Source organism: Nocardia beijingensis NBRC 16342 (assembly GCF_001612785.1).
GTDB lineage: Bacteria > Actinomycetota > Actinomycetes > Mycobacteriales > Mycobacteriaceae > Nocardia > Nocardia beijingensis.
In genome coordinates this window covers 24,769-37,985 of record NZ_BDBC01000044.1, presented here as the reverse complement: position 1 = coordinate 37,985, position 13,217 = coordinate 24,769, and the positions used below count along the sequence as shown (strand labels likewise).

At 69.6% G+C, this 13,217-nt stretch carries 14 protein-coding genes; 4 read left to right on the top strand and 10 right to left on the bottom strand.

The window, feature by feature from the left end; all coding sequences use genetic code 11:
- Positions 1-17 precede the first annotated feature (17 nt).
- Positions 18-434, bottom strand: coding sequence for an NUDIX hydrolase (locus NB3_RS23395; protein ID WP_084823600.1), 417 nt, complete (start codon positions 432-434; stop codon positions 18-20).
- A 52-nt stretch (positions 435-486) separates the two neighbouring features.
- The gene (locus NB3_RS23390; protein ID WP_067807501.1) at positions 487-960 is read right to left on the bottom strand and encodes a winged helix-turn-helix transcriptional regulator; all 474 of its coding nucleotides are present in this window, start codon (positions 958-960) and stop codon (positions 487-489) included.
- A gap of 54 nt (positions 961-1,014) precedes the next feature.
- Between NB3_RS23390 and NB3_RS23385 the strand changes: the two genes are divergently transcribed.
- Positions 1,015-1,812: a thioesterase family protein gene (locus NB3_RS23385; protein ID WP_067807411.1), complete on the top strand. Its 798-nt coding sequence runs from the start codon at positions 1,015-1,017 to the stop codon at positions 1,810-1,812.
- A 12-nt stretch (positions 1,813-1,824) separates the two neighbouring features.
- Positions 1,825-3,249 (top strand): MFS transporter, encoded by a 1,425-nt coding sequence (locus tag NB3_RS23380; RefSeq protein ID WP_218020634.1) that lies wholly within the window; start codon positions 1,825-1,827, stop codon positions 3,247-3,249.
- A gap of 226 nt (positions 3,250-3,475) precedes the next feature.
- Here the strand turns inward: NB3_RS23380 and NB3_RS23375 are convergent, their stop codons facing one another.
- The 3 genes from NB3_RS23375 to NB3_RS23365 are packed head-to-tail and all read right to left on the bottom strand — an operon-like array spanning position 3,476 to position 5,931.
- The gene (locus tag NB3_RS23375) at positions 3,476-4,585 is read right to left on the bottom strand and encodes a DNA glycosylase AlkZ-like family protein (protein ID WP_067807407.1); all 1,110 of its coding nucleotides are present in this window, start codon (positions 4,583-4,585) and stop codon (positions 3,476-3,478) included.
- A gap of 18 nt (positions 4,586-4,603) precedes the next feature.
- Complete coding sequence (locus NB3_RS23370; RefSeq protein ID WP_067807403.1) at positions 4,604-5,554, bottom strand: M56 family metallopeptidase; 951 nt, start codon at positions 5,552-5,554, stop codon at positions 4,604-4,606.
- On the bottom strand, positions 5,551-5,931 hold the full coding sequence (locus NB3_RS23365; RefSeq protein WP_084823599.1) for a BlaI/MecI/CopY family transcriptional regulator: 381 nt from the start codon (positions 5,929-5,931) through the stop codon (positions 5,551-5,553). Before NB3_RS23365 ends, NB3_RS23370 begins: the two co-directional genes overlap by 4 nt.
- Before the next feature lie 128 nt (positions 5,932-6,059).
- On the opposite strand from NB3_RS23365, the gene dinB reads away from it, so the two are divergent.
- Positions 6,060-7,301 carry a DNA polymerase IV gene (gene dinB, locus NB3_RS23360; RefSeq protein WP_067807400.1) on the top strand — a complete coding sequence of 414 codons (1,242 nt, stop codon included), beginning with the start codon at positions 6,060-6,062 and terminating at the stop codon, positions 7,299-7,301.
- Between the two features lie 13 nt (positions 7,302-7,314).
- Here the strand turns inward: dinB and NB3_RS23355 are convergent, their stop codons facing one another.
- The 5 genes from NB3_RS23355 to NB3_RS23335 are packed head-to-tail and all read right to left on the bottom strand — an operon-like array spanning position 7,315 to position 12,186.
- Positions 7,315-8,193 carry a phosphoribulokinase gene (locus NB3_RS23355; protein ID WP_067807397.1) on the bottom strand — a complete coding sequence of 293 codons (879 nt, stop codon included), beginning with the start codon at positions 8,191-8,193 and terminating at the stop codon, positions 7,315-7,317.
- A gap of 11 nt (positions 8,194-8,204) precedes the next feature.
- Positions 8,205-9,281: a class 1 fructose-bisphosphatase gene (locus NB3_RS23350; protein WP_067807395.1), complete on the bottom strand. Its 1,077-nt coding sequence runs from the start codon at positions 9,279-9,281 to the stop codon at positions 8,205-8,207.
- 24 nt (positions 9,282-9,305) lie between these two features.
- Positions 9,306-10,310, bottom strand: coding sequence for an AAA family ATPase (locus tag NB3_RS23345; RefSeq protein WP_084823598.1), 1,005 nt, complete (start codon positions 10,308-10,310; stop codon positions 9,306-9,308).
- The gene (locus NB3_RS23340) at positions 10,300-10,722 is read right to left on the bottom strand and encodes a ribulose bisphosphate carboxylase small subunit (RefSeq protein ID WP_067807393.1); all 423 of its coding nucleotides are present in this window, start codon (positions 10,720-10,722) and stop codon (positions 10,300-10,302) included. Before NB3_RS23340 ends, NB3_RS23345 begins: the two co-directional genes overlap by 11 nt.
- Positions 10,723-10,743: 21 nt before the next feature.
- Positions 10,744-12,186: a form I ribulose bisphosphate carboxylase large subunit gene (locus NB3_RS23335; protein ID WP_067807389.1), complete on the bottom strand. Its 1,443-nt coding sequence runs from the start codon at positions 12,184-12,186 to the stop codon at positions 10,744-10,746.
- 156 nt (positions 12,187-12,342) lie between these two features.
- Here NB3_RS23335 and NB3_RS23330 point away from each other — a divergent pair, with 156 nt between their 5' ends.
- Positions 12,343-13,206, top strand: a complete 864-nt coding sequence (locus tag NB3_RS23330) for a LysR family transcriptional regulator (protein WP_244892042.1) — start codon at positions 12,343-12,345, stop codon at positions 13,204-13,206.
- The last annotated feature ends 11 nt before the right edge of the window (positions 13,207-13,217 follow it).

The window sequence follows — 13,217 nt, the reverse complement described above, 5'->3', positions numbered from 1 at the left end:
GCTGTTCGGCCCGCGATTCACCGCAGCAGGCCCGCGTCCACCAGATCGTCGAACAGCAACTGATCGACCGGGGGCACGAGGGGGCGATCGGCGTAGGAGAACCACGCGACCTCTTCGATCTCACTGCTGGCGGCCAGCGTTCCCCGGTAATCCGCGGTGTAGCAACTCATCCGCACCAGCGCCCCGTCCGCCGGGCCGTGCACCACCGCCTCGTAGGTGCCGACGTGCGCGGCGGTCTCCGGCAGCAGTGCGACGGTGAGTTCCTCCTCGATCTCCCGCAGCAGCGTCTGCAGATCGGTCTCGCCGCCCTCGCGCTTGCCGCCCGGGATGTAGAAGACGTCCTTGCCGCGGGGTCTGGCGCACAGGATGCGCCCCTCCTCGATACGCACCCATGCCACCGTGTCGATCAGTTGCCGCACTCGCCCGTCCGCCACCGGCGCAGCCTATCGCCGCGCGGCGGCGAACGCGGAACCGGTCACACCGGCCTCAGCTCGATGGCAGCAGCGAAGGATCCTTGGCGCCGGGGCCCAGCACGGGACGCAGATCGCGCCCCGCGATGCGCTCACCGCAGGCGGAGCACACCGGCTCGACGGTCGCGAGGTGCCCGCACGTGGTGTGCAGGGTTTGCACCGGCGGTCCGTCCGGGGCGGCCCATGCGTCGCCCCACTGTCGCATCGCGGTGACGACCAGCCACAGCGAACGTCCCTTGGGGGTGAGCCGGTAGTCGTAGCGCACCGGATTGTCCTGATAGGGCTCTCTGCTCAGCACTCCGTGCTCGATCAGATGCTCGAGACGCTGGGTGAGCACGTTGCGGGCGATGCCGAGACGGGCGTGGAAGTCGTCGAAACGCGTCACGCCGAACAGCGCGTCGCGCACGATCAGCAGCGTCCACCACTCGCCGACCACCTCGAGGCACTGGGCCAGCGAACAGTTCATCTCCTCGAAGCTCGTCCTGCGCATGGTCGTCAGCATAGTCGGTTGCATCATAAAACTCACTAACCTAGGGTGCGTTGTATGAAACAACTCACTAAGCGGAGTCTCGCCGAGGAGTTCGCGCTCACCGAGTCCGGCGCCGGGTGGCAAGCGCGCGTCGACCGGTCCTGGCGCGGCTGGACCGGCCCGCACGGCGGCGCGATCGCGGCGCTGCTCATCGAGGTGGCGCGCGCGGCGGCGGCCGAACCGCTGCCGGTGCGGGCCGTCGACCTCCGGTTCCTCGGCCGTCCCACCGACGACGTGCTGACCTTCCACGCCACCGAGCGCGCCGTCGGACGCAGCACCGTGGTGGTCGAGGTGAGCGCTGACCAGGACGGCAGGCCCGTCGCCGGGGCGTCCGTCACGCTCGGTCGCACGATGGCGTCGGATGTCGCGGACTACGCGGGAACGCCCGCACCGCGAGTGCCCGATCCCGATTCGTGTGCGCGCTTCGCCCTCCCGCCCGAGATCGTGCCCGCGAGCGCTCATTTCGACATCCGTCCCGCCGCGGGCCCGCTGCCGCTGACCGGCGCGGACGAACCGATGATGTGCGCGTGGATCGAACTCGTCCCCGAGTTGTCCACCGATGCCGCGGCCCTCGCCATCCTCGCCGACGCGTTGCCGCCCGCCGTCTTCCCCCTGCTGCGGGCGCCCGTCGCGATTCCCACCGTGGCGTTGTCGATGTATCTGCACGGCTTGCCGACCGGCGGCTCGCCGGTGCTGGTACGCACGGTGAACGCCTCGACCGGCGGCGGCTGGTCGGTGGACGACACCTCGATCTGGGACCGGAGCGGCCTGCTGCTCGCCTCGGCTCGCCAGACCCGCCGTGTGCTCGGCTGAACGGAGACGATCGTGAATTTCCCTGCCACACCGCCCGGGCGAACCGACTTCCGAGTCGTGCTCGCCGTCGTCTCGATCGGCGTTCTGCTGTCGAGCCTGGATCTGTTCATCGTCAACGTCGCCCTGCCGGACATGGCCGCCGATCTCGGCGGAGCGCGGATCTCCGGTCTGTCCTGGGTGCTCAACGCCTACGCGATCGTGTTCGCCGCCCTGCTGGTGCCGGCGGGACGGCTCGGCGACCGCCGCAGCATCCGGACCACCTTCCTGCTGGGCTTGGCGATCTTCGTCGCCGGATCGGCACTGTGCGCGACCGCGTGGGACGTCGGGTCGCTGGTGGGATTCCGTGTCCTCCAAGCCGTCGGCGCCGCGCTGCTGACGCCCGCCTCGCTCGGCTTGGTGCTCGCGGCCAGCCCACCGCACCGCCGCGCCGCCGCGGTGCGGCTGTGGGTCGCCTTCGGCGGGCTCGGCGCGGCGCTCGGCCCCGTGCTCGGCGGTATTCTCGTCGAATTCGGCTGGCGCTGGGTCTTCCTGGTGAACGTGCCGATCGGACTGGCCGCCGTGGTCATCGGACTGCGAACGCTGCCCGACCCCGAAGGCGACCGCGGCCGGCTGCCCGACCTGCTGGGCGCGGCGCTGCTGGTCGGCGCGATCGCGAGCCTGGTGCTCGGGCTGGTCGAGGGCGAGGACTGGGGCTGGTCGTCGGCGCGGGTGCTGATCGCGTTCGCGCTGGCGGCGATTCTGACGGTGGCGTTCGTCGTCTCCTCGGCCCGGCACCACAGCCCGGTGGTGGATCCGGCGCTGCTGCGCGCGCCGAACTTCGCCTGGATGACGGGTAACGCGGTCTTGTTCAACGTGGCCTTCGGCGCGATGCTGCTGTCGGTGGTGCTGTGGGCGCAGAACGTGTGGGACTGGTCGGCGTTGCGCACCGGACTGGCCATCGCGCCGGGCCCGCTGATGGTGCCGGTGGTCGCCGCCTTGGCGGGGCGGCTCATCGGACGGATCGGCGCAGGCCCGGTCATCGCCGCGGGCGGGATCGTGTTCGGCGCGGGCATGCTGTGGTGGGCGCGGGCGATCACCCTGACACCGGACTATGTCGGCGGCCTGCTCGGCGGCATGGTGGTCAGCGGCATCGGTGTCGGCCTCACCCTGCCGACCGCCTTCGCCGCGGGAACCAGCGGGCTGCCGCCGCAGCGGTTCGCCACCGGGTCTGCCGTGCTGAGCATGGCCCGTCAGATCGGTCTCGCGGTCGGCGTCGCGGGCCTGGTCGCGGTGCTCGGCTCACCCACAGGCCCCGAGGCGACGCTCGACTCCTTCCGGCGCGGATGGTATGCGACAGCCGCGGTGGCGGTCATCGCCGGACTGGTCGGCATGGTCGCGCGGATGCCGAAACCCACTGTCGTGCAGGAAGAATCGGTCCCCGATCCGGCCGTCGCCTGATCCCGGATCATCTCGGTCCGCGTCGTGCCGGTCCGTCCGGCACGACGCGGCGAACTCCGGCACGACGCGGTCAGGCCCAGCACGACGCGGTCAGGCCCGGTAGTGCGGGTCGTGACGCCCTTGCGCCGCGACCCGCACGTTCCGGGGTCGAAGCGCCAGCAGCCCGCTTTGGTGCGCAGCGCGTCCTCCACGCCCTGGAACGTCGGGTGGCCGCCGCACTGCGACGCTACGCGGCACGCACCGTGAGACTCTCGCGTCCGGCCGCCAGCGCCACGTGGGCGACGACCGCCTCCAGCCCCTGCGTGGGTAACGGCGCGCCGTCGAACATGGTGATCCGGACGGCGTCCTCGGTGAGTTCCCAGACACCCGCGATGCGTCCGCCCACCACGACGATCGGAGAGATCCAGCCCGCGGCGCGGCTCACCTTCGCACGGTGGGCGGCGGGCAGCAGGTCGGTGTCGCCGGTGCCGGGACCCAGCACGTATTGGTCGAAAGCGCCGAGCAGGTGCACCGTCGCACTCGGCGCGGTGGCGGCCATGGCGTCGAGTTGGTCGGTCGGCAGGAAGGCCCGGCGGCCCTCCACGTCGATTTCGGTGATCAGGTCGCCCAGGTCGGCGAACCAGCGGCGCACCGTGGTCTTGCGCAGGCTGCCGCGGGTGAGCCAGGCGTCGAAGGTCTCCGGCGTCGCCGGGCCGTAGGCGCCGAGATAGCCGAGGATCGCCGCGGGCGCCGCGGCATCGGGCTCCGGCAGGCCGGGCCAGTCGCGCACCAGGTGCGCGGGGCTGGTGAACGTCACCTTGGTCCCCCGCGCCGGGCCGTGACACAGCGCGCCCTGCCAGGCCAGCGGTTTGAGCAGCGCACCCCAACCGGATCGCAATTCCTCGCCCAAGCGGTGGAACTCCGGCGCGGACACCAGGGCTTCGACCAGCTCCTCCCTGGTGAGCACCGCGGCGTCGAGTACCTCGGCGACCGCCTCGGTCAGCGCCGCGACCTCCGCGGGCGACGCGCCGAACGTCTTCTGCCACGCGGGTTTCTCCCAGGTGCGCGCGGAACCGATCAGCGCGAGAACGGCGGCGGCCATCTCCGGGAGCAGCGCGTGCAGCGTGCCGCGCATCGCCCAGGTCTTCATCAGCGCGCCGTCGTCGAGCGCGCGGACCAGCGCGCCGGATTCGGGCTTCGTGCCGCGCAATGCGACCGCCAGCTCCGCCGCGGAGGTGACCTGGGCCTGCACGCCGCACAGCCGCCCGGCCACCGCTACCGCGCCCTCGTCGGTCCGCGACCGGACGTACTGCCGGTCCAGCCGCCAGGCGAAGACCTGATCCCAGGTGGCCCGCACTCGTGCTCCTTCTCGAAGTCAGTTCAGCAACGTGCCCGCGCAGGCCACCGTCGCGGCGGCCAGCGCAGACCCGGTGACCGTCATGGCGATCACGCCGAGCAGAGCGGTGCGGGTGGTGGCACGCCGGACCGCGCCGACCGGGTCGGCCAGCCGCTCGGCGCGGGCCAGTACCGCCGTGCCCGCCGCGGCCAGCGCACCCGGCGGCGCGGGCTCGGCGATGCCGACGATCGCCAGCAGGCCGCCCAGCAGCGGCAGCGAACCGTGCTCGTCGGCGGCCTTGTCGTCGGCGCACATCTCCAGCAGACGAGCGATCTCGGCCGCGCCGCCGGTGAACAACCGCAGACCGGGCAGTGTGCTGGCCACCGCGCGCAGCACCGCGGTCAACGCCGCGTGCCTGCCGGACAGGTGCGCGCGTTCGTGCGCGAGCACCGCGGCGAGCTGGTCGTCGTCCAGCACATCCAGCGCGGCGGTGGTGACCACGATGGTGTCCGGCCGCCCCGGCACGCAGTACACCTGCCGCTCCGGTGAGTCGAGCACGACCGCCCCGATACCAGGCACCGGCCTGCCGACCAAGCGGACCGCTCGCGCGTGGACGCTGGTTCGCCTGCGCATGTCCAGCACGACGCCAACGGCGCGCGCGATCAGCGCGACGGTGCCGGTGGCCACCAGTGCCGCCACCGCGAACGTCGCCGCATGGCCCGCCGCGGCGCCGTGGGCGTCCGCCGGGGCCCACAGGAACGAAGCGCAGGCGCGCAGCGCATCCTTCGGATGTCCCCAGTAGGTGGCGAACTCGACGGTAAGCACCGCCGCCGCCACACCCCACCCGCTCAGGGCGCCGATGATCGCGACCACCCAGGCGATCACACCCAGTCGCGGCGCGATCCCGCGGTGGGTCAGTCTGCGCAGCACGGGCGGACCGAAGGTCGCCACGCCGCCGCCGTACAACGTCAGTGCCAGGGCCAGGCTCACGGGACTTCTGGTGACTTGCGCGCCGCGAGTCTGCGGAGCGCGGCACGCAGCCCGGCCGACTCCTCGGCGCTGATCCGATCGACGAAGTGGCTGAGCACCAGATCCGAGCGTCCGCCGGCACCGAGCGCTTCGAGCATGAGCCGGGCGCTGTGCTCCTCCCTGGTCAGTGTCGGCCAATATCGATAGGCCTTGCCTGCGCGTTCGCGCGCGAGCCACCCCTTGCGATGCAGGTTGTCCATGGTCGACATCACCGTCGTATACGCGATGTCGCGCTGGGCCGACAGTTCGTCGAAGATCTCACGCACCGTTGTGTCCTCTGCGTCCTGATCCCAGATGCGGTCCATGATCACCGCCTCCAGATCCCCGAATCCACGCACCGTACCGACTCCCTCATCCGAGCTGTGCCCCGTCGTGGGAACAGGTTACCGGTCCGGGCGGGTTACTACGGAGGCAACCAGTAGATCCGCTCGCCCCACACCGGCCTGTCGGAGGTTTATGCGAACATATGTTCGTGTCCGATGCGTTCGTGTCCCGATCCGGCAGACCCCGGATCCTCGCGCAGCCGGACGCATCGATCCTGCATGCCGACCTCGACTCGTTCTACGCCTCGGTCGAGCAACGTGACGACCCGCGGCTGCGCGGCAAGCCGGTGATCGTCGGCGGCGGCGTCGTCCTGGCGGCCAGCTACGAAGCGAAGGCGTTCGGCGTGCGCACCCCGATGAACGGCGGGCAGGCGCGCCGGTTGTGCCCGCACGCGATCGTGGTGCCGCCGCGCATGTCCGCCTACGCCGAGGCGAGCAAAGCCGTCTTCGAGATCTTCCGCGACACCACCCCCGTGGTCGAGGGCATCTCGATCGATGAGGCGTTTCTCGACGTCGGCGGCCTGCGCCGGATCGCGGGCGAGCCGGTCGCCATCGCGGCGCGGCTGCGTGCGCGAGTCCGCGACCGGGTCGGCTTGCCCATCTCGGTGGGCATCGCCCGCACCAAGTTCCTCGCCAAGGTCGCCAGCGCCGTCGCCAAGCCAGACGGGTTGCGGCTGGTGCCGCCGGATGGCGAATTGACCTTCCTGCATCCGCTGCCGGTCGAACGACTCTGGGGCGTCGGCGATGTCACCGCGCGCACGTTGCACGAGCACGGCATCACCCGAGTAGGCCAACTTTCCGAACTGGGCGAGGGCCCGCTGCGGGCGATCCTCGGTCCCGCCGCGGCCCGCCACCTCTACGCTCTGTCCTGGGCACGTGACCCACGCCGGGTCGAGACCGGCAGGCGGCGGCGCTCGATCGGCGCCCAGCGCGCGCTCGGCCGCAAACACCGGCCGCCGGAGGAGATCGAGGCCTATCTGCACGGACTGACCGATCGGCTCGGCAGACGCCTGCGCACCGCCGACCGGGTATGCCGAACCGTGGTGCTGCGCCTGCGTTTCGACGACTTCACCCGCGCCACCCGCTCGCACACCATGGCCGAAGCCACCGACCACACCGAGACGATCCTGCTCGCGGCCCGCACCCTGCTCACCGGGGCCATGCCGTTGATCCAGGAACGCGGCCTCACCCTGATCGGCCTCGCGCTGACCAACCTCGACGATGCCGACTCGGTCCAGCTCGCCCTGCCGTTCGAAGCCCGTGTCGCAGGCAGCCTCGACGCGACCCTCGACGACCTGCGCAAACGCTTCGGCTCCGCCGCCGTCACCCGCGCCGCGCTGCTGCACCGCGGCGAGGGGCTCTCGGTGCCGCTGCTTCCGGACTAGCGCCGCCCGCCGCTCAGTACGACCGTTTCGGCCGCTTGTCCATCAACCGCAGGATCAGCGGCGTGAAGATCAACTGCATGGCCAGCTCCATCTTGCCGCCCGGCACCACGATGCAGTTCGACCGGGACATGAACGAGTCGTGCAGCATCGACAGCAGATACGGGAAGTCGATCACCTTCGGGTCGGCGAACCGGATCACCACGAAACTCTCGTCCGCCGTCGGAATGGTGCGCGCGATGAACGGATTGGACGTGTCCACGGTGGGCACCCGCTGGAAGTTGACATAGGTGCGGGAGAACTGCGGGCAAATGTAGGTGACGTAATCCGGCATCCGCCGCAGGATCGTATCGATCACGGCCTCGCTGGAGTACCCGCGCTCGGTCTTGTCCCGGATCACCTTCTGAATCCACTCCAGATTGATGATCGGCACGACGCCGACCAGCAGATCGGTGTACCGCGCCACATCCACGGTCGAGGTGACCGCCGCGCCGTGCAGGCCCTCGTAGAACAGCAGATCACTGCCCGGCGCCAGCTCCTCCCACGGCGTGAAGGTGCCCGGCGGCTGGCCGTAGGGCTTGGCCTCGGCCTCGTCGTGCAGGTAGCGGCGCACGGTTCCGACGCCGGTCTCGCCGTACTCGCGAAACAGTGTCTCCAGTTCCTTCAGCAGGTTGGCCTCCTCGCCGAAATGCGAGAACCGCACATTGCGGTTCTGCTCGGCCTCGGCCATGGCCGCCTTCATCTCGTCGCGGTCGTACCGGTGGAACGCGTCGCCCTCGACGACGGCCGCGTTGATCCCTTCGCGACGGAAGATCTCCTGGAACGTCCGCGTCACGCTGGAGGTCCCCGCGCCAGAGGAGCCGGTGATGGCGACGACCGGGTGCTTGACCGACATGGTTCTCCTGTTCAGCGCTGGGCCGGGCGAAACAGCGACCGCCTGCCGAACAGCGAGCTGTCGAAGCTGGGGCCCTCGTCGGGTTCGCGGTGATACCGCTCGATGCGCTCGACTTCGTTGCGGGAGCCGAAGATCAGCGGCACCCGCTGATGGACGTCGCGGGGCGCCACTTCCAGCACCCGCTCGCTGCCGGTGGTCGCCGCGCCACCGGCCTGTTCGACGATGAACGCGATCGGGTTCGCCCCGTAGAGCAACGCCACCCGGCCCGGACGCGTGGGCGGGCGGGTGTCGCGCGGATACAGATACACCCCGCCTCGGGTGAGGATGTGGAACGTGTCGGCCACCAGCGAGGCCACCCAGCGCATATTGAAATCGCGTTCGCGCGGGCCGTCGACGCCGTCGAGGCACTCGTGCACGTAACGGCGCACCGGCCGTTCCCAGAACCGCTCGTTGGCCGCGTTGATCGCGAAACCGGAAGTGTCATCGGGGATGCGCATCCGCGGGTGGGTCAGCACGAACGCGCCGATCTCCCGGTCCAGGGTGAACCCGTCCACCCCGCTGCCGGTCGTCAGCACCAGCATGGTCGCCGGGCCGTACAGGGTGAAGCCCGCGCACACCTGCTCGACGCCGGGTTGCAGGAAGTCGGCCGCGGACGGGGCCGTGCCCTGCGCGGGCGCGCGCAACACACTGAAGATGGTGCCCACCGGAAGGTTGACGTCGATGTTCGACGAACCGTCCAGCGGATCGAAGGCCAGCAGATATTTCCCGCGCCGATGCGTGGACGGCACCGGGTGGATCTCGCTGATCTGTTCGGAGAGCAACGCCGAAAGATGGCCGGTCCATTGCGTCTCGGCGACCATGATGTCGTTGGAGATCGCGTCCAGTTTGCGATGCACCGTCGGTGGCAGATTGTCCGGTTCGGACGCGCCGATCGAGCCGGCGATCGCGCCCCTCGTGACCTGGTTGGCGACGATCTTCGTCGCGGTGGCGATCACGTTCACCAGGGCGGAGAACTCACCGGACGAGCCGGGATGCCGATGCTCCTGCTCGATGGTGTAACGGGTGAGGGTCTTCAGTCCTTCTGGCATAACGCCTCGATCTCGTCACCGCGGTCACACGGTCGGCCCGCCCGCGGGCTCAGGGTCGGTGAACACGCTGCTGCCGTAGACGTCCTCGTCGGTCAGCGTGATCAAATCGGTTCTGGTCAGCGGTCTGCGCAGTTCGACGAGACGCTTGGCCTGCCGCAACCGGCAGCGGTCGAGCGCGTTGCGCACGCTGCGCGCGTTGGAGAAGCGCGGGCGGTCCATCCGGCGCTGGAGGTATTCCCCGAAGGCGGTGCGCGCCGCGTCGTCGAAGCGGAAGTTCTCCGCCGCCACCATGAGTTCGGCGATGCCGAGCAGTTCCGCGTGCGTGTAGTCGGCGAACTCGAGGTGATGAGCCACCCGCGAGGACAGGCCGGGATTGGCGGAGAAGAACCGGTCCATCCGGTCGGGGTATCCGGCGAAGATCACCACCAGGCTGGCGCGTTCGTTCTCCATCTCCTGCAACAGGATCTCGATCACCTCCTGCCCGTAGTCGCGTTCGTTCTCCGGCCGGAACAGGTAGTAGGCCTCGTCGATGAACAGCACCCCGCCCGCCGCCTTGGCCAGCGCCTCCTTCGTCTTCGGCGCGGTGTGCCCGATGAACTGACCCACGAGATCGTCGCGAGTGACGGTGTGCACCTTGGGTTTGCGGATGTAGCCGAGGGCGTGCAGCATCTGCGCCATCCGCAACGCCACGGTGGTCTTGCCCGTGCCCGGCCCGCCGGTGAAGCTCATGTGCATGGTCGGCCGCGACGAGGTCAGCCCGAAACGCTGCCGGGCCCGGTCGATCAGCAGCAGCGCCGCGATCTCGCGTACCCGCCGCTTCACCGGTGCCAGCCCGATCAGCTCGGCGTCCAGCCTGCGCAACGTCTCTTCGACGTCGTGACCGGCGATGTCACTCGACAGGTCCAGCACCGCGTCCTCGGCCAGGATCTGCGGCTCCTCCGATTCGGCGGGCGCCGTCCGCACCGCGCCGGGGACCTCGGCCCCCGGCCGGTGCAGACGGAATCCGGAGCCGTTGCGCTCAGCCGCCATACCGCTGTCCCGGCCGGACGGTCGTGGCATACGAGTGCAGGCCGTAGGTCTGCCTGCGATCGGGCCCCTCGGTGCGGGTGAGCACGAAGCCGGGCTCATCGGGCGGCCGTTGCACCAGGAAACTCAGCGCCGTCGTCTGCCTGGTGTAGCGGGCGTCGTAGGCGAGCACCCGCACGTAGTGCCGGGGGAACGTCGCCCGGCAGGCGTCGATTTCGGCCAGCACGCCGTCGGGCTCGTCCAGGTCGAACAGCGGAAGCCCCCACATCTCCCAATAGGCGTTACGCGGGTGCGGATCGTCGGTGTACTCGATGGACACCGGCCAGCCGTTGAGCAACGCGTAACGCACTTGGGCGGCGATCTGCTCATCGGTCAGCGGCGGCAGGTAGCAGAACGTTCCGTGCCTCAGATACATCGATTGGTCCTTCCTGGATGGTCAGCGGCTGGCCGTCGGCACGGCGTCCGGCGCGTCGGTGGAGGTGTAGTCGAAGGTGACATCGCCCCAGGTCGCCAGCGCGACCTCCAGCGGACGACACAACTCGGCCGCCTTCCGCAACACCTCGGGGCCTTCCTTCAGCAGATCGCGGCCTTCGTTGCGGGCCTGAACGACCGCCTCCAGCGCCACCCGGTTCGCCTCGGCGCCCGCGGCGATGCCGAGCGGATGCCCGATCGTGCCGCCGCCGAACTGCAATACCACGTCGTCGCCGAACAGGTCGAGCAGCTGATGCATCTGCCCGGCGTGGATGCCGCCGGAAGCCACCGGCATCACGCCGGGCAGGCTGGCCCAGTACTGGTCGAAGAAGATCCCGTTGGCCGGCTCGGTGCGGATGTGGTTCTCGCGCAACGTGTCGTAGAACCCCTTGGTCGTCGCCGGATCGCCTTCCAGTTTCCCGACCACGGTGCCCGCGTGCAGATGGTCGACGCCGATCAACCTGCACCACTTGGCCAGCACCCGGAAGCTGACACCGTGCGTCTTCTGCCGGGTGTAGGTGGAATGCCCCGCGCGATGCAGGTGCAGCAGCACCCCGTTGCGGCGCGCCCAGTGCGACATCGACTGCATCGCGGTGAAGCCGACGGTGAGGTCCATCATGATGACAACGCTGCCGAGTTCCTTGGCGAACTCCGCGCGCTCGTACATCTGCTCCATCGACGCCGCGGTCACATTGAGATAATGGCCTTTGATCTCACCGGTCTCGGCCATCGCGCGGTTGACGCCCTCCATCGCGAACAAGTACCGGTCGCGCCAGCGCATGAACGGCTGCGAGTTGATGTTCTCGTCGTCCTTGGTGAAATCCAGACCGCCTTTGCACGCCTCGTAGATGACGCGTCCATAATTGCGGGCCGATAGCCCCAGTTTCGGTTTCACGGTCGCGCCGAGCAGCGGCCTGCCGTATTTGTTGAGATATTCGCGTTCCATCACCGTGCCGTGCGGCGGCCCCTGGAACGTCTTCACGTACGCCACCGGGATGCGCATGTCCTCCAGCCGCAGCGCCAGCAGCGGCTTGAACCCGAACACGTTGCCGATGATCGAGGAGGTCAGATTGGTGATCGACCCCTCTTCGAACAAGTCGAGATCGTAGGCGATGTAGGCGAAGTACTCCCCCTGCCGTCCCGGCACCTCATCGATGCGGTAACACTTCGCCTGGTAGCGCGAGTGGGCGGTGAGCCGGTCGGTCCACACCACCGTCCAGGTCGCCGTGGAGGATTCACCCGCCACCGCGGCGGCCGCCTCGATCGGATCGACGCCGCGCTGCGGAGTCACCCGGAACACGGCGAGCACGTCGGTGTCCGACGGCTGGTAGTCGGGCGCGTAATATCCCATCGACGCATAGGATTGGACACCCGGATCCCAGCGGTCGCGTTCGGTTTCTTCGGCCATCGTTCCTCCTGCTGTGCCACTGCGGGACACCCGCACCCGGGTGAACGGGCGTGCCTCGAGATTTCCAGGATGACGGGCCGGATACCGACAAACAATTTGATTGTTCCTCGCGATACTCAACGTATTCGTAGAGTTTGTTACCGTTTTCCGGTGGGTATGGTGAGCGCGGCTCGGATGGAAACCTTCCTGGCCGTCGCCCGCCACGGCAGCATTCGCCGCGCCGCGGCGCAACTGCACATCACCGAGGCCGCCGTCTCCGCGGCCGTCGCGCACGTCGAGAAACAGCTGGGGGCCAAGCTCGTCGCGAAAGCGGGACGCGGCATCGCGCTCACCGAGGCCGGGCGCGTCTACGCCGAGTACTGCCGCGGCATCCTCGGGTTGATGCAGGAGGCTCAGGCCGCCGTGCGCCGCGCCGAGACCGGGCGCCTGCGGATCGGCGTGGTCGCCACCGCGGGCGAGTACGTCCTGCTGCGGCCGCTCGCGTCGTTCCGCCGCCGGTTCCCCGACATCGAACTGAGCCTTTCGGTGCATCCGCGCGACGCGCTGTTCCTCGAATTGCAGCACCACGAAACGGATCTCGTCATCGCGGGCCGTCCGCCGCGCGATACCGGGCTGGTCGTGCGCGCCCGGAGGCCGAGCAGCCTGGTCGTGGTCGGCCTGCCGGAACTCGAACCGCTGCACGCCACCTGGCTACTGCGCGGGCGCGGCTCCGGCACTCGCGAGGCCACCCTCGGCCTGTTCGATCAGCTCCGGATCGAACCGCCCACGCTCACGCTCGGCTCCCACGGCGCCGTCCTTGCCGCCGCACGAGAAGGACTGGGCGTGACCTTGATCCACAGCGACGCCATCTCCCAGGACCTGGACAACGGCGTGCTGCGTGTCCTTCCGGTCGAGGGCACCCCGCTGGATCGGCCATGGCACGCCGTCACCACCCGCACCCCGACCCCTACCACCCGCCTGTTCCTCGCCCACCTGCTCGACACCGCCGAGGCCGGATCCGCCGCGTTCCACCCCGATTGAAGCCGCCATCC